Annotated in this window: 23 protein-coding genes; 12 read left to right on the top strand and 11 right to left on the bottom strand. The window is 63.2% G+C overall.

The window, feature by feature from the left end; translation table 11 throughout:
* Positions 1-89: 89 nt before the first annotated feature.
* On the bottom strand, positions 90-269 hold the full coding sequence (locus tag ACFSUD_RS11880; protein WP_386374664.1) for a hypothetical protein: 180 nt from the start codon (positions 267-269) through the stop codon (positions 90-92).
* Between the two features lie 267 nt (positions 270-536).
* Positions 537-1,256 (bottom strand): response regulator, encoded by a 720-nt coding sequence (locus ACFSUD_RS11875; RefSeq protein ID WP_386374662.1) that lies wholly within the window; start codon positions 1,254-1,256, stop codon positions 537-539.
* A gap of 134 nt (positions 1,257-1,390) precedes the next feature.
* Here ACFSUD_RS11875 and mce point away from each other — a divergent pair, with 134 nt between their 5' ends.
* Together mce and ACFSUD_RS11865 are read left to right on the top strand one after the other, a co-directional pair.
* On the top strand, positions 1,391-1,795 hold the full coding sequence (mce, locus tag ACFSUD_RS11870) for a methylmalonyl-CoA epimerase (RefSeq protein ID WP_386374660.1): 405 nt from the start codon (positions 1,391-1,393) through the stop codon (positions 1,793-1,795).
* Between the two features lie 2 nt (positions 1,796-1,797).
* Complete coding sequence (locus ACFSUD_RS11865; protein WP_386374658.1) at positions 1,798-2,091, top strand: DUF1467 family protein; 294 nt, start codon at positions 1,798-1,800, stop codon at positions 2,089-2,091.
* Here ACFSUD_RS11865 and ACFSUD_RS11860 read toward each other — a convergent pair.
* The 5 genes from ACFSUD_RS11860 to trpS form a co-directional block, all read right to left on the bottom strand.
* Positions 2,024-2,758 (bottom strand): EI24 domain-containing protein, encoded by a 735-nt coding sequence (locus tag ACFSUD_RS11860; RefSeq protein WP_386374656.1) that lies wholly within the window; start codon positions 2,756-2,758, stop codon positions 2,024-2,026. The two genes, ACFSUD_RS11865 and ACFSUD_RS11860, sit on opposite strands and share 68 nt — an antisense overlap.
* Complete coding sequence (locus ACFSUD_RS11855) at positions 2,743-3,321, bottom strand: nitroreductase family protein (protein ID WP_386374654.1); 579 nt, start codon at positions 3,319-3,321, stop codon at positions 2,743-2,745. Before ACFSUD_RS11855 ends, ACFSUD_RS11860 begins: the two co-directional genes overlap by 16 nt.
* Before the next feature lie 12 nt (positions 3,322-3,333).
* Complete coding sequence (locus ACFSUD_RS11850) at positions 3,334-4,440, bottom strand: class II histone deacetylase (protein ID WP_386374731.1); 1,107 nt, start codon at positions 4,438-4,440, stop codon at positions 3,334-3,336.
* 76 nt (positions 4,441-4,516) lie between these two features.
* On the bottom strand, positions 4,517-4,993 hold the full coding sequence (locus ACFSUD_RS11845; protein WP_386374652.1) for a VOC family protein: 477 nt from the start codon (positions 4,991-4,993) through the stop codon (positions 4,517-4,519).
* A gap of 100 nt (positions 4,994-5,093) precedes the next feature.
* Positions 5,094-6,110, bottom strand: coding sequence for a tryptophan--tRNA ligase (gene trpS, locus ACFSUD_RS11840; protein ID WP_386374651.1), 1,017 nt, complete (start codon positions 6,108-6,110; stop codon positions 5,094-5,096).
* Positions 6,111-6,184: 74 nt separating this feature from the next.
* Here trpS and ACFSUD_RS11835 point away from each other — a divergent pair, with 74 nt between their 5' ends.
* The 4 genes from ACFSUD_RS11835 to ACFSUD_RS11820 all read left to right on the top strand — a co-directional run bounded on the left by ACFSUD_RS11835 (position 6,185) and on the right by ACFSUD_RS11820 (position 12,460).
* On the top strand, positions 6,185-6,871 hold the full coding sequence (locus ACFSUD_RS11835) for a rhomboid family intramembrane serine protease (protein WP_386374649.1): 687 nt from the start codon (positions 6,185-6,187) through the stop codon (positions 6,869-6,871).
* A 200-nt stretch (positions 6,872-7,071) separates the two neighbouring features.
* Positions 7,072-10,296, top strand: coding sequence for a CHASE domain-containing protein (locus tag ACFSUD_RS11830; RefSeq protein WP_386374647.1), 3,225 nt, complete (start codon positions 7,072-7,074; stop codon positions 10,294-10,296).
* A 284-nt stretch (positions 10,297-10,580) separates the two neighbouring features.
* Positions 10,581-12,071, top strand: coding sequence for a PAS domain-containing sensor histidine kinase (locus ACFSUD_RS11825; RefSeq protein WP_386374645.1), 1,491 nt, complete (start codon positions 10,581-10,583; stop codon positions 12,069-12,071).
* Between the two features lie 14 nt (positions 12,072-12,085).
* Positions 12,086-12,460, top strand: a complete 375-nt coding sequence (locus tag ACFSUD_RS11820; protein ID WP_386374643.1) for a response regulator — start codon at positions 12,086-12,088, stop codon at positions 12,458-12,460.
* Between the two features lie 130 nt (positions 12,461-12,590).
* Here the strand turns inward: ACFSUD_RS11820 and ACFSUD_RS11815 are convergent, their stop codons facing one another.
* The 3 genes from ACFSUD_RS11815 to ACFSUD_RS11805 form a co-directional block, all read right to left on the bottom strand.
* On the bottom strand, positions 12,591-12,968 hold the full coding sequence (locus ACFSUD_RS11815; RefSeq protein WP_386374641.1) for an Hpt domain-containing protein: 378 nt from the start codon (positions 12,966-12,968) through the stop codon (positions 12,591-12,593).
* Positions 12,965-13,945 (bottom strand): response regulator, encoded by a 981-nt coding sequence (locus ACFSUD_RS11810; protein ID WP_386374639.1) that lies wholly within the window; start codon positions 13,943-13,945, stop codon positions 12,965-12,967. Before ACFSUD_RS11810 ends, ACFSUD_RS11815 begins: the two co-directional genes overlap by 4 nt.
* Before the next feature lie 377 nt (positions 13,946-14,322).
* The gene (locus tag ACFSUD_RS11805; protein WP_386374637.1) at positions 14,323-15,426 is read right to left on the bottom strand and encodes a Do family serine endopeptidase; all 1,104 of its coding nucleotides are present in this window, start codon (positions 15,424-15,426) and stop codon (positions 14,323-14,325) included.
* A gap of 161 nt (positions 15,427-15,587) precedes the next feature.
* Between ACFSUD_RS11805 and ACFSUD_RS11800 the strand changes: the two genes are divergently transcribed.
* The 6 genes from ACFSUD_RS11800 to ACFSUD_RS11775 all read left to right on the top strand — a co-directional run bounded on the left by ACFSUD_RS11800 (position 15,588) and on the right by ACFSUD_RS11775 (position 21,266).
* The gene (locus ACFSUD_RS11800; protein WP_386374636.1) at positions 15,588-16,259 is read left to right on the top strand and encodes a winged helix-turn-helix domain-containing protein; all 672 of its coding nucleotides are present in this window, start codon (positions 15,588-15,590) and stop codon (positions 16,257-16,259) included.
* Between the two features lie 44 nt (positions 16,260-16,303).
* Positions 16,304-17,614 carry a sensor histidine kinase gene (locus ACFSUD_RS11795; RefSeq protein ID WP_386374729.1) on the top strand — a complete coding sequence of 437 codons (1,311 nt, stop codon included), beginning with the start codon at positions 16,304-16,306 and terminating at the stop codon, positions 17,612-17,614.
* 74 nt (positions 17,615-17,688) lie between these two features.
* The gene (locus tag ACFSUD_RS11790) at positions 17,689-19,116 is read left to right on the top strand and encodes a cytochrome ubiquinol oxidase subunit I (RefSeq protein WP_386374634.1); all 1,428 of its coding nucleotides are present in this window, start codon (positions 17,689-17,691) and stop codon (positions 19,114-19,116) included.
* Positions 19,103-20,110, top strand: coding sequence for a cytochrome d ubiquinol oxidase subunit II (cydB, locus tag ACFSUD_RS11785; RefSeq protein ID WP_386374632.1), 1,008 nt, complete (start codon positions 19,103-19,105; stop codon positions 20,108-20,110). Before ACFSUD_RS11790 ends, cydB begins: the two co-directional genes overlap by 14 nt.
* Positions 20,110-20,217, top strand: a complete 108-nt coding sequence (locus ACFSUD_RS11780; RefSeq protein WP_386374630.1) for a DUF2474 family protein — start codon at positions 20,110-20,112, stop codon at positions 20,215-20,217. The genes cydB and ACFSUD_RS11780 overlap by 1 nt, the downstream gene beginning before the upstream one ends.
* A gap of 86 nt (positions 20,218-20,303) precedes the next feature.
* Positions 20,304-21,266: an NADPH:quinone oxidoreductase family protein gene (locus tag ACFSUD_RS11775; protein WP_386374628.1), complete on the top strand. Its 963-nt coding sequence runs from the start codon at positions 20,304-20,306 to the stop codon at positions 21,264-21,266.
* A gap of 4 nt (positions 21,267-21,270) precedes the next feature.
* Here the strand turns inward: ACFSUD_RS11775 and ACFSUD_RS11770 are convergent, their stop codons facing one another.
* Positions 21,271-22,248, bottom strand: a complete 978-nt coding sequence (locus ACFSUD_RS11770; RefSeq protein ID WP_386374626.1) for a DMT family transporter — start codon at positions 22,246-22,248, stop codon at positions 21,271-21,273.
* Between the last annotated feature and the right edge of the window lie 81 nt (positions 22,249-22,329).

The raw sequence follows: 22,329 nt of genomic DNA, 5'->3' as shown, positions 1-22,329 counted from the left end.
CGCGATAGGCGCGCGACACAGGCCGTGCAGGCCAAAGGCAGTGCCGAAATGGAGAATTGCGCGGATCCCGCCGTGACGTCTGATCGCGCTCAGAAATACCGGGTCGGCGAGATGTAGCTGCCGAGATGCGCCGCCAACCCGCGATCGCCCGCATGGATCGAGGCGATGAGCACGATGGCGCAGCCGAGCGCGGCGGCGGTCAGGATGATCCAGTCCGCCCCGTGGCTGCTGTTCCTGCCAGGGCGGAAAGGTTTCTTCGATCGGCGCATGATACCTCCGGACTTGCGACCAGTAGTGCTGGCCCTGGCATCGAGGATGGGCGGCGATTGTGGCTCGATTGGGGAATAGATGCGGGAGATTGCGGCAGGACGGAAAACTTCGATAAGGTTTGCGCATCTTGCTTCTCCCCGGCGGTAACGTCTGATGATGGCGGGCGTTTCGACGAGGAGTTGGATCACGAACATCGGTGATCCCGCTCCCTGCACATACTTGGCTCCGCCAGCGCAGATGGTCCACGGGCTAAGGGTCGCTCGCGGTCAGATCGCGATGGGTTGGGACAGTCGGTTCTGGATCAACCCGGCAAGTGCTGCCGTTTCGGAGCTCGTCGGCTCGCCGGAGGCGCGTTTGCGGGCCAAAGCGGTTGCCGCCCTTTCGAGTCCGTCATCCTGCGCACTGCGCGCCAGGCCGCTGAGGAACTGCGCCACGTAATCGAGCGCATGTTCATTGGGCGGATCGTCGAGGACGTTGGCGATATGGGCCATGTCATCCTGAAAAGCGATACGGTCCGGCGCCACGGTTTCATCGCTGAGCCGTCGCGGACCGGGCGGGTGGCGCTCGGGGGGCAGGGCGGAGAGTATGAGCTCCTGAAACGTCGCCAGCGAGGTGACCGGCTTGCCGAGGAACCCGTCGGCGCCTGCTTCCAGCGCTGCAGATTCGAGATGCACGTCGCCGGAGGTTCCCAACAACGCCTCGACCCGGGGCTGAGCCTGATTAAGGTCTCGGATCAGATCGATTCCGTTCCCGTCCGGCAGGCCGAGATCGACGATCATCACCGAAGGGCGATAGACCCGCAGATGCCGACGGGCGGAACGCAGGCTGTCCGCACGTCTGATCCTTGCGCCCGACCGCAGGCAGAGCAGGCGGACCGCCTCGCAGGCGAAGCGGCTGTCCTCGATGACAAGGACCGTCAGGCCGAGCAGCGGCCGCGCTGCCGTCGGCGCTGGAAGAGTTCTTGAAAAGGGTTCCGTCTTGTCCATCTTGGCCTCCCGCATCTCATCATCCGATTCAATGGTTAGGCCCGGGGAGCTAACAGCGGGTTAACGTGACGCATTGCACCGCGTCGCCGCTGCCCTCATAAGACCGTGCAAGACCATTGACAGGAGAAAACCGGATGATTGGACGTCTGAACCATGTCGCCATCGCGGTGCCCGATCTCGAGGCCGCCGCGGATCTGTATCGCAATGCGCTCGGAGCGCAGGTCGGCGCGCCGCAGGACGAGCCCGACCACGGTGTGCGGGTCATTTTCATCGAGTTGCCCAATACCAAGATCGAATTGCTCAATCCGCTCGGCGCGGACAGCCCGATCCAGGGGTTTCTCGACAAGAACCCGGCCGGGGGCATCCATCATATCTGCTATGAGGTCGAGGACATCCTGGCGGCGCGGGACAAGCTGAAGGCGAGCGGCGCGCGGGTGCTGGGCAGCGGCGAACCCAAGATCGGCGCACATGGCAAGCCGGTTCTGTTTTTGCATCCCAAGGACTTCAACGGCGCCCTCGTCGAGCTTGAGGAGGTCTGATCATGGGAATCGTTTCCGGTATCGTCCTCTTCGCGGTCACCTGGTTCATGACCTTCTTGATCGCCCTGCCGATCAAGGTGCAGACCCAGGGCGATGCGGGCGTGCTCGTGCCCGGCACGCATGCCGGGGCACCGGAGCAGCATCACCTGAAGAAGAAGGCGCTCTGGACCACGTTCGCGTCGATCGTGCTCTGGTCAATCTTCGCGGTGATCATCCTCTCGGGTTGGATCAGTAGCGCGGATCTGGAACGCTGGCTTTATCCTGCGGAGATAATAGCAAATGGAAAAGGTGGGTAAAACTCGCCGCGCCGAGGATCGGAATCACCAGGTTGAGCAGGGGGATGGACAAGGGCACCGCCATTGCCACCCCGGCCAGCCAGATCGTGCCGCTGTGACGACGGCGTAATTGCCGGGCACGGGTGCGTCCGACGCGGCGGATTGCCGCGAGGGTGAAATATTCACGTCCCAGCAGGAACCCGTTCAGCGCCCAGAAGATGAACAGCGCGGCCGGGGCGAAGATCAGGTAGAATACCAGCGCCACCAGATTGGCGCCGATCAGCACGCCGAGAAAATTGACCGTATCGCGCAGGGTATCGCCCAGAGGGACCGGCGTGGCGGCGGGCAGGTGCGGGTAATGTACCTCTTCGACCGCCTCGGCCACATCGTCGAGAAAGAACGAGATGATCGCCGAGGCGACGGGAACCATCAGGAACACCGACAGCAACGCCATCAGCAGCACCGCGCCCCAACTGAACAGGTCATCGAGCCATGCCACCTCGCCGATCAGCGGCAGCGCGGCGGTCTCCCCGGTGACCCAGCCGACAAGCCAGAACAGGCCGAAGGTGAGGCCGGTGAGCAGGACCAGCGACAGCAGGATACCGAGAAACAGAACCCGGCGGAAACGCGGGTCCGACAATTGTCCCAGGGTGAGTGCGAAAGCGCGCAGGATCAGCGGGAAAGCCATGTGGTGATGCTCTCAATGTCGGGACGGGGGCGTTCGGGCGGGGTCGCGGTCTCGGTTCCTATATGGATGAAACCGGCGATGCGCTCGTGATCTTCGAGATCAAGGGCCGCGCGCATGAAGTCGCGGTCATGGGCACACCAGCCGGTCAGCCAGTTGGCGCCCCATCCGGCGGCCAGCGCGGCATTCAGCAATGACAGGCAGACGGCCCCGGCGGAATAGGTCTGCTCCAGCGGTGGAACCTTCTCCGACGGCCGCTGTACCTCGATTACCGTCACGGCCAGGTTGCCCTGATCGAACTGGCTGCGGCCCTTGGCGATCTGCTCTGCGCCAAGCTCCAGGGCGGCGCCCCGGTCCTGCACGACCCCCGCCAGCCGTGCCATGGCGGCGCCTTCGATCACGATGAAACGCCAGGGTTCAAGCTTGCCGTGATCCGGGCTGCGCGCGGCAGCGGTGAGCACCGGGCGCAGGTCCTCGACGGTGGGCACCGGCAGGCCTAGGGTCTTGGCCGGGCGCGAACGGCGGGTCTGCAGAAAGGCCATGGCCTCGGCATTCGGTTTGCTCATGTCGGTCATCTCTTAAAATCCCAGCATCCCGGCCATCTCGTCGATCGAGCGGCGCAGGAAGGCGTCGAAGGCCGGACTGGGCTGGCGGGCCCTGAAATTGACTGCCAGCGGGTCCGGCGCGGTGATGGTGCTGCCTGCCAGAGTGGCGATGGTGGCGTGGCCGCAAAACGGCACATAGGCCTCCGAATAGCCGCCTTCGTGAACGAGGACAAGCCGCCCGCCGCAGAGGCGTTCGGCCAGTGTCTTGATGCGCGCGGTCATCGCCGCGAAGGTCTCGGCAGTGGCCTGCATTCTTGCGAGCGGGTCGACGATGGCGGCATCATAGCCGCAGGCGACGATGATCAGGTCGGGTTTGAACGCCTCGATCGCCGGGATCACCACCCGGTCCATTGCATGCAGATAGGCGCTATGACCGGAGCCCGCATGCATCGGCAGGTTGATGTTATAACCTTCACCGGCACCCTTGCCGCGATCGGCCAGCGCCCCGGTATCGAGGGGGTAATTGCCCTCCTGATGCAGCGAGATCGTCAGGACATCGTCGCGCGCGTAATAGATCGCCTCGGTGCCGTTGCCATGGTGCACATCCCAGTCGAGCACCGCGACCCGCCGGACCAGCCCCTGTGCCCGCGCCGCTTCGATGGCGATGGCGATATTGGCCAGCAGGCAGAATCCGTTGGGAAAATTGGGTAGGCAGTGATGGCCGGGTGGGCGGCTCAGCGCATAGGCATTGGTGAGCGCGCCGCGGCTGACCATCTCGACCGCAGCGACCGCCAGACCGGCAGAGAGCGCCGCGATCTCATAGCCGCCCTGCGCGAAGGGCGTGCGCAGTCCGAGCTCGCCGCCGCCCGCATCCGACATGCGCTTGAATTCATCGAGATAGGCCGCGGGGTGCACAAGCTCGAGCGTCTCGCGCCCGGCCATTTCGGCGCTGCGCAGGTTCAGCTCGCCCATCAGCCCGGTCACCTCCAAGAGGTTCTTCAACCGCCGCTTGGTCTCCGGGTTTTCCGGCAGCCCACCGCCGACCTGCGGCTGTACCAGCCCACCGATTGGCATGGTGAAGGCATAATTTCCGCCTGCGTGCCAGAAGCAGCGCTCGTCCGAGAAAAATCCTGTGCTCATGTCATCCGCCCCGTGCCGCCTTGTCGTGTGGCGAAACTGGCCGAGGAGCGGCGTATTGTCCATGGCCCCGGTGTTGTCAGCCTGCCAATGCGAGCAGGGCCGGGACGTCGAGCGGTTCATTGACCATCCGCAGCTTGCCCGCCGCATCGCGGGTCCATTCCGACGGGTCGCGGTCGCAATAGAGCTCTACCCCGTTGCCATCAGGATCGCGCAGATAGACCGCCTCGCTGACCCCGTGATCGGCCGCGCCGTCGAGCGTCAGCCCCGCGTTTAGCACCCGTTGCACGACCCGGGCGAGGCTCACCCGGTCAGGATAGAGAAACGCCGAATGATAGAGCCCGGTATGCCCCGGCGGTGGCGGCGTGGCACCAGCGCTTTCCCAGGTGTTGAGCCCGATGTGATGATGATAACCCCCGGCCCCGAGAAAGGCCGCGCCCTCGCCATAGCGCTGGGTCAGATCGAAACCGAGGATATCGCCGTAAAAGGCGATAGCGCGGTCGAGATCGGCGACCTTGAGATGAACATGGCCGACGGAGGCATGAGACGGGGGCATGGCGGCACCTTTCCTGAAGTCACCGCCATGATGATCTCCCGGGCGACGCAGGTCCAGCGTTCGGGCAGCAGAGGCGCTGTGCGCAGATGCGCAGCCCGTGCTAGCCGACCATGCCGACGATCTCGTAGGTTTTCCTCAGGATCGGCGCGGTGATCTCGCGGGCTTGAGCGGCGCCATGGGCGAGAATCCGGTCGATCTCCGCCGGATCGGCCATGAGCCGGGTCATCTCGCTGGTGATCGGTGACATTTTTGTCACGGCCAGTTCCGCGAGCAGCGGTTTGAACGTGCCGAATTGCTGCCCGCCGACCTCCGAGAGCACCTGCTCGACGCTCTGATCGCTGAGGGCGGCATAGATGTTGACCAGGTTGCGTGCCTCGGGCCGCGCCTCCAGCCCCTTTGCTTCGGAAGGCAGGGCATCCGGATCGGTCTTGGCCTTGCGGATCTTCTTGGCGATCGTGTCGGCGTCGTCGCTGAGGTTGATGCGGCTGGCGTCCGACGGATCGGATTTCGACATTTTCTTCGATCCGTCGCGCAGCGACATCACCCGCGTCGCCGCCCCTTCGATCACCGGCTCGGTGAGCGGAAAGAAATCCACGCCGTAATCGTGATTGAATTTCGCGGCGATGTCGCGGGTCAGCTCCAGATGCTGTTTCTGATCCTCGCCGACCGGCACATGGGTGGCATGATAGACCAGGATGTCGGCGGCCATCAGCGCCGGATAGGCAAAGAGCCCGAGGCTCGCGGCCTCGGCATTCTTGCCCGCCTTGTCCTTCCACTGGGTCATCCGGCCCATCCAGCCCATGCGCGCGACGCAGTTGAAGATCCAGGCAAGCTGGGCATGTTCGGGCACCTGGCTCTGGTTGATCAGGATCGACTTCTGCGGGTCGATGCCCGAGGCGATGAAACCGGCGCAGAGTTCGCGGGTGCTGCGTTTGAGGTCCTCGGGTTTCTGCGGCACGGTGATCGCGTGCAGATCGACCATGCAATAGATCGACTGGATGCCCTGATCCTGCGCGTCGGCGAAGCGCTTCAATGCGCCGAGATAGTTGCCCAGATGCAGATCGCCCGACGGCTGGATGCCGGAGAATACGCGCGGTGTGAATTCGGTCTTGCTCATCGGGCGTACCTCGGGGCTGGATTTGACTGCGCGTAGGGATTACCCATGGCCGCGAACCCCGTCAAGGAGCGCCCATGCAAGACCCCAATTTCCAGCCGCCCGTCAATCCGCTGCCGCCGGTGGTGATCCTGCTGTTCCTGGCCATGGCCGGGGTCGAGGCCGGGCTGTCGCTGGGCGAGGCGGGGCTGATCGGCGGGCCTGGGGCGATCGGCTGGCGGCTCGGGCTGATCCGCGAATACGGCTTTTCCGGCGACATCTTCGACTGGATGCTGGCCAATGGGCAATGGCCGCTGATGCAGCTCGTGCGGCTGGTGACCTACCCCTTCATCCATCTTGGCTTTACCCATGCGGTCTTTGCCATGGTGCTGCTGCTGGCCCTCGGCAAGCTGGTTGCCGAAGCGATGGGGCAGGTCGCGGTGACGGCGATCTTCTTCGCCTCGGGCATCTTCGGCGCGGTGATCTATGCGCTCCTGCTTGATGATCCGGTCTGGGTGAGCGGTGCCTATCCGAATGTATACGGGTTGATCGGCGGCTATTCCTTCGTGATGTGGCGGCAGCTGGCCGGGCGGGGGCACGAGCAATACCGGGCGTTCACCCTCATCGGCCTGCTGATGGCGCTGCAGCTTTTCTGGGGCATTTTCTTTGAGGCGGGCACCCTCTGGGTCGCTGAATTGTTCGGTTTCTTCTGCGGCTTCGGGCTCAGCTTCATGTTCGCGCCGGGCGAATGGGCACGGCTGCGTGCGCGGCTTCAGCGGCGCTGAGCCGTTGCGCCGGCAACTCACTGCCGCGTGATGGGGCGTGGCGGAATTAGACGTTGTCCGAAGGGGCCATTCTCCATAAGGTGACTGCGTAGTCGTTGATGTGTTGAAGGTCAGATGCGGGGTCCTGTGACGGCCCGGCGCGGTTGACCTGCTGGAGAAGCAAGGAAGTATCTGTATTGTTTCGCCGGTTGGAAATCCTGTTGGTCCTGACATGCCTGGCATTGAGCGGCGGCGCCTATTTCTATGCGAAATCGGTTGCCGATGCGGCGGCGACGCGCGAGTTCAAGGAAATGACGCAGGATGGCGTCAAGAGCCTGCAGACGCGCTTCTCCACCTATCTGCAGAGCCTGAACGGCGCGGCGGCCTTTTTCAACGCTTCCGAAAATGTATCGGCGGTCGAATTCGACTCTTTCGTCAGCGAGCTCGATATCCGGAACCTGCTGCCGGGGATCAGTGGCGTCGGCTTCATCGCCCCGGTGAAGGCAGGGGAGGAGGCGGAATTCCTGCGGCGCAATCGCGGCCTCCTGCATGAAGGCTTCACCATCCACCCCGATACCGACCAGCCCGAGCGGCTGATCATCAAGTTCATCGCGCCGCTGGCCGCCAATATCGAGGCGCTGGCGCTCGATATCGCTTTCGAGGAAGGGCGGCGCACCACGGCAGCGATCGCGCGCCAGACCGGTGAGCCGCAGCTCACGCCGCGGATCCTGCTGGTGCAGGACGAGAGCAAGCAGCCGGGTTTCCTGCTGCTGCGCCCGGTCTATGACATGACCGGGCGGCAGGCGGACCTGCCCGCCTCGGCGCGTGAGCTCGTGGGCTATGTCTATGCACCTTTCGTCGGAAAGAACCTGCTGAACGGGCTGACCCCGGCGCAGGGCCGCGATTACTTCCTCGCGGTCCATGACGGCACCGGCGCGGCGCCTGATCGGCTGATCTATCAGGGCCGCCCGCAGGATGTCGCCAACGGGCGTTTCAATGCCGCGCATCAGGTCACCTTCTATGGCCGCCCCTGGACGCTGAGCTACACCAGCACCCCGGCTTTCGATCGTGCGGCCAACAGCACCGTGCCGCTGATCCTGCTGAGCGCGGGTCTGTTGCTGACGGCGCTGCTGGCCTTTGCGCTGAAGTCCATGCGGCTGCGCGGCGACGCGCTGGCCGAGCTTGCCGCGGTGCGGGCGCGTGAACTGAGCGCGCGGGAGGACGAGAACCGCTCGATCATCGAGAACGCCGTGGCGGCAGTGTTCATCCTCGACGGGACGGGGGAGATCCTTTTCGTGAACCAGGCGGGTCTGGCCCTTTTCGGCCATACGTTCGGCGAGATGACCGGCCGCGATTTCGACGCCTTTGTCGATCGCATCCGCGATGCCCAAGAGGCGACGGAAGGTTACAACGCCACCGGGATCAGCAAGTCCGGAATGGCGCTGAAGCTTGACGTGCAGACCAACAGCTGGCGCGCCGCCAACGGCAGCGCCCGGGTTACGGCAATCGTGCGGGACGTGACCGCGGAACTCAACGCGCACAAGGCGGTCGAGGATACGAGACGGCGCTACGACCTGGCGATCGCCGGGGCGCGGATCGGCATTTTCGATGTCGATCTGGTGGCCGGAAAATCCATCGTTTCCGAGACCTGGCACGAGATCATGGACACCGAGGACCGCGGTGACGGTTTCGACAGCCAGGCACATTTCAAATCCCGGATTCATCCCGATGATCTGCCGCTGGTGGAGGAGGCCGACCGGCTCTGTATCGAGGGCGAGGCGGATCGCTCGATTGCGGAATACCGGCTCCGTTTCGGTGATGAATGGCGCTGGATGCGTTCCGATGCGGTCGCGGTCGAACGCTCGGGTACCGGCCGGGCCATGCGTCTCGTCGGCGCGCAGACCGATGTGACCGATCTGCGCCATTCGCGCAATGCGTTGGAGGCGAGCGAGGAGCGCTTCCGCATGGTGCTGAAGGAGGCACCTGTCGGCATGGCGCTGATGAATCACAGGGGCGGCTTCGTCTTGGTCAATGACGCGCTCTGCGCTCTGGGCGGTTACGACGAGGCGGAACTGCTTGGCAAGCGGATCGCGGATCTGCTGGTGCATGAGGATATGAAGCGCATGTACCGCGGCGTTGCGGAGCTTGAACAAAGCAAGGGCGCACGCAGCTATCGGGGCGAACACCAAATCATCGCCAAGGACGGCAGCCGCCGCTGGGGGCTGTTCAATGTCTCATGGACCTATGACAAGAACCTGCAGGCCAATGTCTTCATCGCGCAGATTGTCGATATCACCGATCAGAAGAAGATGGAGCAGGTCAAGAGCGAATTCGTTTCGACGGTCAGCCATGAATTGCGTACGCCGCTGACCTCGATAAAAGGCGCGCTCGGGCTTATTGACGCTACGGCAAGTCATGAAATAAAACCTGCGGTGACTCGCCTGATTGAAATCGCGAGAACAAATGCCGATCGTCTTGCCACAATCGTTAACGATATACTCGATCTCGAAAAGATTTCCTCGGGAGAAGTCACATTCAATTTCGAAAGTATTAACCTTTCGGAACTGATAGATTCTTCGATAACAGAAATGTTACCATTCGCCATGCAGCATGGGAACAAGCTGGTTGTCGAGGCAAAGGCGCCGGACCTGAGGATTCACGCCGACGCCAGCCGCACCAAGCAGGTATTGGCAAATCTCATCTCCAATGCCTGCAAGTATTCCTCGGATCAGACCGACGTGGTGATCCGCATCGAACGGATCAAAAATGACGCGATCATCTTCGTTCAGAACTTCGGTCCCGGGGTGCCGGAGAGCTTCAAGCCGCGTATCTTCCAGGCCTTCACGCAGGCGGACGGATCGGACACGCGTTCCAAGGGCGGTACCGGACTCGGGCTCAATATCACCCGTCAGATCGTCTGGCGGCAGGGCGGCAACATCGGGTTTGAAAGCGTTGCAGGCGGCCCGACGATCTTCTGGTTCACCTGCCCGGTCGTCCGCAGCGATGAGCAGCCTATACAAGGCGTTGGCTCTGTCCAGACGGGCGGCGGGGAGCCGCTCAAGATCCTGCATCTGGAGGATGATCTCGACTTCGCGGAGGTGATTCGTGCCGGTCTCGGCGAGACGGCCGAGGTGACCAATGTCACGACCCTGGCCGAGATGCGCCGGACGCTTGGCAGGCAGCGGATGGATGTCTGCCTGCTCGACTGGACCGTGCCCGACGGCAATGCGAGATCGCTGCTCGACGAGATCGCCGCGCGCCAGCCCGGGGCGAAGATCATCGGGTTGTCGGCGGCCGCCGACCGCGTTGCAGACACGCGCGTCCTGCACAACATGGTCAAGTCGCGGATGGATATCCCGGCCATCATCCAGCAGATCAGAAAGCTTGCGCAGACAAGTGCTGACGAGGAGGTCACCGAACGAATTCCACGCTTGATTTTGAGGTAAATGTGATTCATTTTCCCGCCTTAATCTTGCCTAGTTGATCTGCAAGAAAACGCCGGAGCCGCCGCTGGGATATGTCGTTTATTTATACGGTGATGGGGTGGCCTGAAGGTGAGGAATATTGAATGGTACGAATTGGTTTGTCGGAACATAAAGCCAGAATCTTATTTGCAGGCAGTATCGTTGCGATCGGATGGTGTGTAGCCGCCTATGCGTTTCTTCCGGTTTCATTGACGGCATATGCTCCGATCGCCGGGGCAATCGCATTGACCGGAATGATCCCCCTGTTGGCCTCCCGCAGGCGCGGATCGAAATACGAGAAACACTCCGAATTCTCGGTCGCCCAGAACTTCGCCTCTCTGACGACCAATTCGCTGATCAATGTGGTCGATGCGCAAAACAACATCACCGAGGTCAATGAGGAGATGCTCGCTTTCTCCGGCTACCGGCGCGAACAGCTGATCGGGCAGCCGGTGATGATGCTCTATGGCGAAACCCACCGAGCGCTCGCGATCAAGATCCGCGGCGAGCTGGTCCAGGGCCGCGTGTGGAAAGGCGAGACGCCGGTGGTCTGCGCCGACGGGGTAACCCGGATGACGCAATCGACGGTGATGCCCCTCTTTGATCACGAGGGCAGGTGGTCGGGCTCGATCAGCGTGCGCAGCGACATTGCCAAGTGCAACAACATCGTGCTCGAGAAGATCAACTCCACCGCCTTGCACGAGCTGCGCGACGGAATCTGGTTGCTCGGTGTCGACACGTTGCAGTTCAAGTACATGAACCGCACCGCGCTTGATTGCATGAAGCTCGACGAGGCTTCCTACAAGGATCTGTCGCTGAGTGACCTGGCCGAAGAACTGGATGTCGATTGCATCTCCGCGATCTGCGCGCGCATTCAGGACGGGAGCGAGACCTCGGGCCAATGCACCGCGCAGTTCAACGGCAGCCAGTTCGAGGTGGATATCAAGCGGGTCGAGATCGACGGCGAGGATGACCGCATACTGGTGGTCATTCAGGATATTTCCGAACGCTTGGCGCAGGAGCGGATGAAAGCCGATTTCATCTCCACCGTCAGCCATGAACTGCGGTCGCCGCTGACCTCGATCAAGGGATCGATGGGGCTGTTGCTGTCGAATGCCGCCGGTGATCTGCCGCCCAAGGCGCGAGACCTGCTGGAGATCGCTCACCGCAACGCGGAGCGGCTCGTGCTGATCATCAATGATATCCTCGATCTCGAGAAGATCGTCTCGGGCGGGCTCGAATTCGAATGTCAGCGGGTCGACCTTGCGGAGCTCGTGCAGGAAGCGGTGCGTGCCTCCGTCGTGGCCAGCCAGCGCTTCGACCTCGGGATCGAGACAATCGGCGCGGAGGCGCCGGTCTGGGTCCGGACGGACCCGAACCGAATCATCCAGGTGATCACCAACTTCCTGTCCAACGCGTCGAAATTTTCGCGGCCGAATGGCAAGATCACCGTGGGGCTGGTGGAGGATAAGACCGGCGTCCGGGTCTATGTCGAGGATGAGGGGCTGGGCATTCCGGCCAAGGACAGCCACAAGATTTTCGAACGTTTTGCCGATATGACCAATTCCGACCGGGCCGCCAAGGGTGGCACCGGGCTCGGATTGAGCATTTGCAAAGCGATCGTTGAGAATCTAGACGGAGACATCGGTTTTGAAAGCCGGGAGGGAGAGGGGACGACGTTCTACTTTACCCTGCCAAACGATTCCGCGCAGGCGACAGAGAAGTCAGGCCCGACGGCGCTGCGTGTTGCGGGCTGAAGGGTGGAGAGAAGATGATCAAGTTACTTCATGTCGAGGATGACGCGGATATCCGCGAGATTGCCAAGATGGCGCTGGAAATTTCCGGCGATTTCGAGGTGATGCAATGCGTGTCCGGCCAAGACGCGCTCGATGCGGCTGAGGCCTTCGCGCCCGATGTCATGGTGCTCGACATGATGATGCCGGGCATGACCGGCAAGGAAACCCTGACCCGTCTGCGCGAGGTCGCCGCCCTGAAGGACGTGCCGGCGATCTTCATGACCGCGCGGGCCCAGCATGCCGAGCTCGAGGAGCTGCGCGCCATGGGCGCCGCCGACGTGATCAGCAAGCCTTTCGATCCGATGTCGCTTGGTGATCAGATCAAGGCGGCGATGGCCAACCCCGCCTGAGCGGGGAAGCGCTTTCGCTGATCCGGGGTATTGCTGCTGGTTAGTTTTACCGGAGCACTGCGTTCAAAGCGATACGAGCGACCCGGGAAGCGGCGGGAAGAAATGCCCTGTGGTTGGCGGTTAACGGTATTCAGGAGTCCTGCGCGGCGGTCTCGCTGCCGGTGATCCGCAGGCACAGCAGCACGAAACCGTCGAGCTGATGGATCAACTCACCCGGACAGATGGCGAGATCGGCATCCGGCCCTTCGAGATGTCTGGCGATCGCCAATTCGCAATCGCGCGCAGAGCGGCCGAGTTCGGGCAGGCCGATCGACCCGGCACTGCCGGCGATCTGGTGGAGGATCGCCTGAGCGGCGGCAAGATTGCCGTTGATGTCTTCCAGCGTCTCGCCATCCCAGGCGGAAAGCGCGTGTTCGGCGATCTGCGCCTGCCGGTTGGACAGCATGAGCACGAACCGCGCACGGATCCGCTCGAGTCCCGGAAGTTGCGGTTTCGCCGTGCTGGTCACGCAATCCTGCCGTATTGGAACAGGTCGCTCATCGAGCGTTCATAATTGATTGCCGCCTGTTCGGCGCTGGCCTGTGCCTGCGCGAGCGCGTCCATCACCTGATCGCCGGTCTTCCAGACCAGGCGGATCGCCTCGCCGGTGCAGACCCGCGGCTCGATGCGCTGGCCGGAATTGTCATAGAGCTCGCTGCGTGACAACGACAGGTTCACCTGATCCATCAAACCGGCCATATCCGGGCGCCAGCCGCTTTCGACGATGCAGACGAAAGTGCCGTTGCCCGAGTAGGACATCAGAAACTGGCGCCCCATCAGCGTGTCGGAAATCACCTCGGCGGTGTCCTCGATCAGGCTGCGAAACTCGAAGGCGCTCATCTCGGCATGAAAGGCCTCGATCTGGCGGATCGTGAAACCGAAGACGGTGGACCCGAACAGCGCCGAGCGCGACAGCTGCGCAACGTAATTTTCCATCGCGATACATTCGATCACATTGTCCACATCATGCAGCGTGAGCGGTTCGTGCAGCGCGGTGCCGGTGTTTTCTCCGGCCCTCTGGTTCAGCGCCTGCGTGGAGAAGATCTTCTTGGTGCGCGATTGGCGTGCCTTGACCAGATCGGCAACGACGCGGATGCGGGCCGACAACTCGGAGATTTCGAAAGGCTTGGTGACATAATCGGTCGCGCCCGCGGCAAAGGCGGAGTCGATATAGCGCTTCTCCGACATGGCCGTCAGCATCAGGATCGGCGCATCGGCATAGCGCGCGGTTGCATGGATACGCCCGGCCAGCTCGATCCCGTCCATTGCGGGCATCTGGATGTCGAGCATGAAACAGTCGAAGCGGTCGATCTCGGCGGTCTTGATGATCTCCAGCGCTTCCTGACCCGAGTTGGCGGTGACCAGATCATGATCGCCGATGGCCTCCATGAATTGCACCAGCAATTCGAGGATGATCGGATCGTCATCAACGGCAAGAATTTTCATCGCTACATCTCCAGGTCATCGGACAGCATTCGGTCTTGCCAACAATCTCGCCGGGAAACATGTCACAAGTTTGGCGAAAGTGGCAAAAGTCGGGGGCGGGCCCATGTCATTGTTTCCGATTTGTCACGGATGTGCCGTCGGTGCCACCCCGCAGAGGACCTGAAGCGCGGAAAATTGCTCCTTTTGCCGGAATGTCACAGGACGCTGGCGGCAGAATGGCCCGGCCCGGAGGACGTGCTGCTCCCGCTGCAGCCGTCGATTCGGAGAGCAGGGAATGCGCTGCCTGGCGGAATCCTGTCGGATGGATGGACAAAACAGGAGTCTGGAAAAAAGTCAGATCCCGGCGCTACCAGGAGACGCGCCGGGACCTGCGCAGGTTATGCCGGTTCGGGTTTCAGCATGCCTACGGTCACGTCGCGGGTTACCTCCTTGCCCTTGTGCAGCACCACAACCGGTGCGGCTTCTTCGGGCGCCATGTCGGCAACCGCGCGGGTCAGGTCGCGCAGCTCGGTGATCTCGGTGCCATCGAAGGACAGGATGATATCCCCCTTCTCGAGTCCTGCTTTGGCGGCGGGACTATCTTCGCTGACCGCCTCGATCACCGCGCCCTTCGGCGTTTCGTAGCCCAGAACGCTGGCGACTTCCGGGGTCATCTGGCGGATCTGCACGCCGAGCCAGCCGCGTTCGACAAGGCCGTCATCCGCAAGATCCTCCACGATGGTCTGCACAAGGTCCGAGGGCACGGCAAAGCCGATGCCGACCGAACCGCCATCGGGCGACAGGATCGCGGTGTTGACGCCGATCACCTCGCCTTCGTTATTGAACAGCGGACCGCCGGAATTGCCCCGGTTGATCGCGGCGTCGGTCTGGATGAAATCGTCATAGGGCCCCGCGTTGATATTGCGCGAAGTGGCCGAAACGATGCCCGAGGTGACCGTGTTGCCGAGCCCGAAGGGATTGCCGACCGCCACCACCTCGTCACCGACCCGCAGGGTCTTGGAGACGCCGAAGGATACAGCGGGCAGGTCCACGTCGGCCTCGATTTTAAGCAGCGCGATATCGGTCATCGGGTCGCTGCCGACCACCTTGGCCTCGAATTCCCGGCCATCGGCCATCTTGACGTTGACGATCTCGGCCCCGGCGACGACGTGATGATTGGTCACGATCTGACCGTCATCGGAGACGATGAAACCGGAGCCGAGCCCCTGCACCGGGGAGCCGCCGTTCTGGCCGGGCATCATCTGCTCGAACTGACGACGCAGCTCTTCGGGCATGCCCGGGGGCAGGGCGGGCTGACCGGCGCCGGGCTGCGCCTTGGCGGTGACTTCGATGAAGACAACGCTGGGCGAGACCGCTTCGACCAGATCGGCATAGCCGCCCGCCGGGACCGCCAGCGCGGCGGAGGGGGCCATGGTGAGCGCCGTGGACGTGCTCAGCGCGGCGCCGAGCACCAGGGCGGTGGGGGTGAGTATCTTTTTCATCTACGTGTTCCTCGCATTTTTCCTTGCTCTGGATAGATCGGGTGCCGGGCTTACATGGAGGTCCGGCGATATATACAATTCTGTAAAGCGGGGGCCGCATGGCTGCATCGGCGCTGAAACTGCGCTAGCAAGGCGCCGCGGGAAGGCAGGACGGACAGGACATGAAGCTTCTGGTTGTAGAGGACGACGTTACCACCGGCGCCTATATCGCGCGCGGTCTGCGCGAGGAGGGGCATGTCGTCGATCTGTTCGAGGACGGGCGCGAGGCGCTCATCGCCGCGACCTCGGGCAGTTATGACGTGCTGATTGTTGACCGCATGTTGCCGCAGGTCGATGGGCTCACACTGGTCAAGACCCTGCGCGGCGCCGGGAATACCACGCCGGTGCTGTTCCTGACCGCGATGGGCAGCGTCGAGGATCGTATCGGCGGGCTCAATGCCGGTGGCGATGATTACCTCGTCAAACCCTTCGCTTTCGGCGAATTGTCGGCCCGGGTCGCGGCGCTGTCGCGGCGCCCGCAGGCGCTGGAACAGGAAACGCTGCTGCGCGCCGCCGATCTCGAGATGAACCTGATCACCCGGAAGGTGACCCGGGCCGGACAGGAGCTCGACCTGCTGCCTCGCGAATTCGCCCTGCTCGAACATCTGCTGCGCCGCAAGGGAAGGGTGCAAACCCGGACAATGCTGCTGGAATCGGTCTGGGATCTCAGCTTCGATCCGATGACGAATGTGGTGGAGACCCATATCAGCCGCCTGCGCGCCAAGGTGGACAGACCCTTCGAGCGCGAGCTGATCCGCACCGTGCGCGGCGCCGGATACCGGATCGACGCGTGATCGCGCAGCGTCAGCGACGGCGTCTGGCCCAGCTCTGGCGGTCGATGCCGCTGCGTCTGGCCCTGGTTCTGGTGCTGCTGTTCAGCACCATCTCGCTGCTCAGCCTCGGGGCAAGCTACGCGGTCACCCAATCCTCGTTCGAAGAGGGGATGCGCGCCGATCTGGCACAGGATCTTGCCGGTTTTCGCGCGGCCCCCAATGCCGCCGCCGTGGCGCTGCTGGTGGAGGCTGAATCGCGCGAGGCGGACCCGCGGCGGTTGATCCTGAGTTATGTCTCGCCGCGGGGCCGGATCTATGGCAACGGCGCCATCGCGCGGGATGACGAGGGCTATCACATCGTCTCTCTCGACGCCGAGCGCGCGCAATATCCCGGCTCCTACCTGTCGCTCACGGACAGTGTGCGCGGCGGCCTGCTGACCATCGCGCGCAGCCGAGCCGAGCTCGTGGCTTTGCGCGGCGTCTTCCTCAACATCCTGCTGGTCAGCCTGCTGCCGACCATGCTGATCGCGCTTTCCGGCGGCCTTTACCTGGCGCGGCGCTCGAAACGCCATGTCGAGGTGATCGGCAGCACGCTCGATCAGCTCACCAACGGAGACCTCGGGGCGCGGGTCGCCGTGGCGCCGGGCTGGTCGGATGATCTCAGCCGGATCGGCGTCAAGGTGAACCAGATGGCGAAGGCGCAGGAAAGCTCGGTTGCCGCCCTGCGTCAGGTTTCCTCCGACATCGCCCATGACCTCAAGACGCCGATCCAGCGGGTTTCGGTCTATCTCGATGATCTCGCCCGGCAGATCCCGCCGGAGAGCGAGCAGGAGGCGCTGATCGGGCGGGCGCAGGACGAGCTGGCGCGTATCGCATCGGTCTTCCAGTCGCTGTTGCAGCTCGCGCAGGTCGAATCCGGCTCTCCGAAGGCGCGTTTCGCGCCGGTCGATCTCGAAGCGCTCTGTCAGACGCTGGCAGAGGTCTATGAACCCGCGGCGAGCCAGACCGGGCACCGGCTCAGCTGCGATGTTTCACGAGAAACGCCACGGATCGAGGGAGATCGCGACCTTGTGGCCCAGGCGCTGTCCAACCTGATCGAGAACAGCCTGCGCCACACGCCGCCGGGCACGGAAATCGTGCTGGGTCTCGCACATGAAAACGGTCGCATCCGGCTTTCGGTCTGCGATGATGGCCCCGGCATCCCCGCCGAGGAACGCGAGAAGGTGCTGCAAAGGCTCTACCGGCTTGATCGCAGCCGCAACACACCGGGCAATGGGCTGGGCCTCAGCCTCGTGCAATCGGTGGCGCAGCTGCACGGTGCCGAGCTGATATTAGCGGACAACGCGCCCGGCCTATGTGTTAGCCTGACCTTCTGATGCGGCATTTTGCATCCGTGCGCCATTTCAAGTCCCTCGATATAGGGGCGTTAAAGCAGCTATGAGGTTTGCCCATGTTGGACGCCTATTCCGCCGAAACGCTGGCCCGGGTGCAATTCGCCTTCACCGTGTCGTTTCACATCATCTTCCCTGCCTTTTCAATCGGCCTCGCAAGCTATCTCGCAGTGCTGAACGCCCTCTGGCTGCGGACCCGTGACGAAACCTATTTCGTCCTGTTCAACTACTGGAAGAAGATCTTCGCCGTGGCCTTCGGCATGGGTGTCGTCTCGGGCGTGGTGATGTCCTATCAGTTCGGCACCAACTGGGCAGCCTTCTCGGACAAGGCCGGGCCGGTGGTCGGGCCGCTGATGGCCTATGAGGTGCTATCGGCCTTCTTCCTCGAAGCCGGTTTCCTCGGCATCATGCTCTTTGGCCGTCGCCGGGTCGGGGATGGTCTGCACATGTTCGCCACCGCCATGGTGGCTTTCGGCACGCTGCTGTCGGCGACATGGATCCTCTCGGTCAATTCGTGGATGCAGACGCCGCAAGGCTTCGCGATGAACGATGTCGGCCAGTTCATCCCGGTGGATTGGTGGGCCATCGTCTTCAGCCCGTCCTTCCCCTATCGCCTGCTGCATATGGTGCTGGCGGCCTATCTGACCACGGCGCTGGTGGTTGGCGCGGTCGGCGCGCTGCATCTGCTGCGCGACCGGCAGGACCGGCCGAGTCGCCGGATGTTCTCCATGGCGATGTGGATGCTGGCGGTGGTGACGCCATTGCAGATCGTCGCCGGTGATTTTCACGGCATCAACACGCTGGAACACCAGCCCGCCAAGGTGATGGCGATGGAAGGGCATTTCGACAGCCACGAGAACGGCGCGCCGCTGATCCTATTCGGTATCCCCAACCAAGCCGAGAAACGTGTCGATTATGCGATCCAGATCCCCAAGCTCTCCTCGCTGATCCTCAAGCACAATCTCAACGCACCGCTCGACGGGCTCGACACCATCCCGGACGAGGACGAGCCGCCGGTGGCGATCGTCTTCTTCTCCTTCCGGATCATGGTCGCTCTCGGATTCGCGATGCTCGGTCTCGGGCTCTGGGGACTCTGGGCGCGCTATCGTCGCCGTCTCTATGACGCGCCGATGCTGCACCGGGCGGCGCTGGTGATGGGGCCGACGGGCTTCATCGCGGTGCTCGCGGGCTGGATCACCACGGAGGTCGGGCGTCAGCCCTTCACCGTCTATGGCCTGCTGCGCACTTCCGACAGTCTTGCCCCGGTGGCGGCGCCCGCCGTGGCCACCTCGCTGATCGCCTTCATTGTGGTCTATTTCTTCGTCTTCGGTGCGGGCACCTATTACATCCTGCGGATGATGGGTCACGCGGTGGTTCCTGAATCCCGCGACGCGCTGCGCAAGGAAGCGCCCACCCGCGCCGCGGGAACCACCCCGGTGGCACAATATGACGCCAGAACCAAGGAGCCGCGCCATGCTGGGTCTTGAACTCTCTTTCATCTGGGCCGGGATCATCGCGCTCGCGGTGTTGATCTACGTGATCCTCGACGGTTTTGACCTCGGGGTCGGACTGCTGTTCCCGCTCACCAAGGACGAGCAGGAACGCAACGTGATGATGAATTCGATCTCGCCGATCTGGGACGGCAACGAGACCTGGCTGGTGCTCGGCGGCGGCGGGCTCTTCGCGGTGTTTCCGCTGGCCTATGCGGTGGTGATGCCCGCGCTCTACATGCCGATCATCCTGATGCTGCTGGGGCTGATCTTCCGCGGTGTGGCCTTTGAATACCGCTGGCGCACCAAGCGGTGGAAACCGCTCTGGGATCTCGCTTTCTTCGGCGGCTCGCTGGTCGCGGCGCTCTGTCAGGGCATCGCGCTCGGGGCGCTGGTGCAGGGGATCGAGATCGAGAACCGGGTCTATGCCGGGGGCTGGTGGGACTGGCTGACGCCGTTCTCGCTGCTTACCGGGGTCGCGGTGACGGTGGGATATGCGATGCTCGGGGCGACCTGGCTCAACATGAAGCTCGAGGGGCGGATCCAGCGGCACATGCGCCGTCTCGCCTGGCCCTTCGCGCTCGCGACGCTGGTTTTCATGGCGCTGGTCAGCCTCTGGACCCCGTTCCAGCAGGCCGAATATTTCGGACGCTGGTTCGCCTGGCCCGCCATGCTGTTCAGCGGCGTTGTGCCGGTCCTGGTGGTACTGGCCTCGCTCGGCTTGCTGCAGGGCCTGCGCCGCCAGATGGATGTGCGGCCCTTCCTCTGCGCCCAGTCGCTGTTCATCCTCGGCTTCATCGGCATCGGTATCAGCTTTTATCCCAATATCGTGCCACCCTCGCTGACCATCGCCGAGGCCGCGGCACCGGACGAGAGCCTGCTTTTCACCCTGGTGGGCACGCTGGTGCTGCTGCCGATGATCCTGGGCTACACGGCCTATGCCTATTGGGTGTTCCGCGGCAAGGTCGATCCCGAGGAGGGCTATCACTGATGCGGCGCTGGCTGGCGCGCAGCGGTTGGTTCGTGCTGATCTGGCTGGTCAGCATCGTGGCGCTCGGGATCGTGGCCTATGGTATCCGCAGCGTCCTGATGCCCTGATCCTGCGGGGCAGGGATCAATCCGACCTTGCCATTCGCCGACAGCTCTGGCCCTTTATCCGCGAACAGAAAAGAGGAGCCCGCCCGATGCGCGCCATGCAAGTTATCGCTCATGACCAAGAGCTCAGCCTGCAGAACTTGGAGATGCCCAAGCCGCAGCCCGGACAGGTGCTGGTGCAGATCGAAACCTGCGGGCTCAACTTCGGCGATCTGCTGATCATCAAGGGCACCTATCAGGAGAAGCCGGAGCTCCCGGTGACGCTCGGCATGGAGCTTGCCGGCCGGGTGGTCGGGCTTGGTGACGGGGTCGAGACCCTGGAGGTCGGCCAGCGCATCGCGGCCTATTCCGGCTTTGGCGGGCTGGCCGAATATGCGGCGATCCCGGCGGACATCTGCGTGCCGATCCCCGATGCCATGGACGCCGTCGATGCCGCGGCCTTCCTGATTGCCTATGGCACGAGCCATGTGGCGCTCGATTACAAGGCGCATCTGAAACCGGGCGAGCGGCTGCTGGTGCTTGGCGCCTCGGGCGGGGTGGGGCTGACGGCGGTGGAGCTTGGCAAGCTGATGGGCGCAGAGGTCGTGGCGGTGGCGCGCGGAGCGCAGAAGCTCGAGATCTGCAAAGCCGCCGGCGCCGATCACCTGATCGATTCCGGCTCCGAGGACATCCGCGCCATCGTCAAGTCGCTGGGCGGGGCCGACGTGGTCTATGATCCCATCGGCGGCGAGCAGTTCAAGGCCGCGATGCGTGCCTGCAACCCCGAGGCGCGGCTGCTGCCGCTGGGCTTTGCCAGCGGCGAGGTGCCGCAGATCCCCGCCAATATCCTGTTGGTCAAGAATCTTAGCGTGCTCGGCCTCTACTGGGGCGGTTATGCGCGGCTCAAACCATCGGTGCTCACCGACAGTTTCCGCCGGCTGATCGACTGGTACGAGGCGGGCCGACTGAAGCCGCATGTCAGCCATGTACTGCCCCTCGAACAGGCCAACGAGGCGCTCGACCTGCTGCGCCGCCGCGAGGCGACCGGCAAGGTGGTGGTGCAGATCTCCTGAGGGCTCAGCGCCGGGTGCCGATGCCCCGGCTCAGGATCCGCGCCTTGCGACGCTCGCGGACGAAGACGAAAAGCCCCGAGCCGAGGATCAGCGCGATACCGATCCAGACCTCCCAGGCCGGTATCTCGCCGAAGATCGCGAGCCCCCAGAATACCGCCAGCGGCAGGCCGATATATTCAAACGGCGCCACGGTGGCGGCATCGGCGAGGCGATAGGCCTGGCTCAGGCAATAGCCGATCACCGCCGCGTTGAGCCCGAGCGCGCAGAACACCCAGACATCCCCGTCCGAAGGCCAGACCCAGGCGCGCAGCAGGAATTGCAGCGCGTCCGGACTCCCGGCATCGATGAAACGCCCATCCCCGGCCACGAGGTAGAAAAGCATCGACACCAACAGGAACGTCCCCTGGATATAGACCGCCAGCGCCGAGGCCTTGGCCCGCACGCCGAGCTTGCGGGTCATCAGCTGGTTGAGCGCATAGAACAGCGCCGCCAGCAGCGGCAGCAGCAGCACCAGCCGCGACACCGCCAGACCTTGCTCGCCCGCCCAGGGGCGCTGCATGATGATGACCCCGACGAAACCCACGGCAACGGCACTGAGCCGCAACATGCCGACCTTCTCGCCGAGGATCGGGATCGAGAGCAGGGTGATGAACAGCGGCGCGGCAAAGAACAGCGCGGTGGCATCGGCCAGCGGCAGCACCGAGAGCCCGACGAAGAAGGTCATGTTGGAGACAACCACCGTCGCACCACGCAGCAGGTGAAGCCCCGGCTGATCGGTCTTGAGCACCTGCCAGCCACCTTCGGCCTGAACCATCACGAGACTGAAGAGAATGGCGATGGCGGAGCGGGTGAAGACGATCTGATGCAGCGGATAACCGCCCGATAACTGCTTGATCAGCATGTCGTTGATCGAGATCGCGCCAACCCCGAGCAGCACGGAAAGGATTGCCAGACCGGCGCGGTTTTGGGCTGCGGTATTCATGCCTCAAGTCCTATCAGCCTTTCGGTTGCTGTCCAGAACCTTTGCCGTTGGCCCGGGCAGCGGATCCGCGCTAGGTTTCGC

This window comes from Sulfitobacter aestuarii, from assembly GCF_042685005.1.
GTDB lineage: Bacteria > Pseudomonadota > Alphaproteobacteria > Rhodobacterales > Rhodobacteraceae > Sulfitobacter > Sulfitobacter aestuarii.
The sequence above is the reverse complement of the archived record's forward strand: the minus strand, read 5'-3'. Positions and strand labels throughout refer to the sequence as shown.

What these genes read in the sequence shown, in the direction of transcription:
- ACFSUD_RS11880 (WP_386374664.1), bottom strand. Translation starts at nt 269, where the DNA reads ATGCGCCGATCGAAGAAACCTTTCCGCCCTGGCAGGAACAGCAGCCAC.
- ACFSUD_RS11875 (WP_386374662.1), bottom strand. Translation starts at nt 1,256, where the DNA reads ATGGACAAGACGGAACCCTTTTCAAGAACTCTTCCAGCGCCGACGGCA.
- mce (WP_386374660.1), top strand. Translation starts at nt 1,391, where the DNA reads ATGATTGGACGTCTGAACCATGTCGCCATCGCGGTGCCCGATCTCGAG.
- ACFSUD_RS11865 (WP_386374658.1), top strand. Translation starts at nt 1,798, where the DNA reads ATGGGAATCGTTTCCGGTATCGTCCTCTTCGCGGTCACCTGGTTCATG.
- ACFSUD_RS11860 (WP_386374656.1), bottom strand. Translation starts at nt 2,758, where the DNA reads ATGGCTTTCCCGCTGATCCTGCGCGCTTTCGCACTCACCCTGGGACAA.
- ACFSUD_RS11855 (WP_386374654.1), bottom strand. Translation starts at nt 3,321, where the DNA reads ATGAGCAAACCGAATGCCGAGGCCATGGCCTTTCTGCAGACCCGCCGT.
- ACFSUD_RS11850 (WP_386374731.1), bottom strand. Translation starts at nt 4,440, where the DNA reads ATGAGCACAGGATTTTTCTCGGACGAGCGCTGCTTCTGGCACGCAGGC.
- ACFSUD_RS11845 (WP_386374652.1), bottom strand. Translation starts at nt 4,993, where the DNA reads ATGCCCCCGTCTCATGCCTCCGTCGGCCATGTTCATCTCAAGGTCGCC.
- trpS (WP_386374651.1), bottom strand. Translation starts at nt 6,110, where the DNA reads ATGAGCAAGACCGAATTCACACCGCGCGTATTCTCCGGCATCCAGCCG.
- ACFSUD_RS11835 (WP_386374649.1), top strand. Translation starts at nt 6,185, where the DNA reads ATGCAAGACCCCAATTTCCAGCCGCCCGTCAATCCGCTGCCGCCGGTG.
- ACFSUD_RS11820 (WP_386374643.1), top strand. Translation starts at nt 12,086, where the DNA reads ATGATCAAGTTACTTCATGTCGAGGATGACGCGGATATCCGCGAGATT.
- ACFSUD_RS11810 (WP_386374639.1), bottom strand. Translation starts at nt 13,945, where the DNA reads ATGAAAATTCTTGCCGTTGATGACGATCCGATCATCCTCGAATTGCTG.
- ACFSUD_RS11805 (WP_386374637.1), bottom strand. Translation starts at nt 15,426, where the DNA reads ATGAAAAAGATACTCACCCCCACCGCCCTGGTGCTCGGCGCCGCGCTG.
- ACFSUD_RS11800 (WP_386374636.1), top strand. Translation starts at nt 15,588, where the DNA reads ATGAAGCTTCTGGTTGTAGAGGACGACGTTACCACCGGCGCCTATATC.
- ACFSUD_RS11795 (WP_386374729.1), top strand. Translation starts at nt 16,304, where the DNA reads ATGCCGCTGCGTCTGGCCCTGGTTCTGGTGCTGCTGTTCAGCACCATC.
- ACFSUD_RS11790 (WP_386374634.1), top strand. Translation starts at nt 17,689, where the DNA reads ATGTTGGACGCCTATTCCGCCGAAACGCTGGCCCGGGTGCAATTCGCC.
- cydB (WP_386374632.1), top strand. Translation starts at nt 19,103, where the DNA reads ATGCTGGGTCTTGAACTCTCTTTCATCTGGGCCGGGATCATCGCGCTC.
- ACFSUD_RS11780 (WP_386374630.1), top strand. Translation starts at nt 20,110, where the DNA reads ATGCGGCGCTGGCTGGCGCGCAGCGGTTGGTTCGTGCTGATCTGGCTG.
- ACFSUD_RS11775 (WP_386374628.1), top strand. Translation starts at nt 20,304, where the DNA reads ATGCGCGCCATGCAAGTTATCGCTCATGACCAAGAGCTCAGCCTGCAG.
- ACFSUD_RS11770 (WP_386374626.1), bottom strand. Translation starts at nt 22,248, where the DNA reads ATGAATACCGCAGCCCAAAACCGCGCCGGTCTGGCAATCCTTTCCGTG.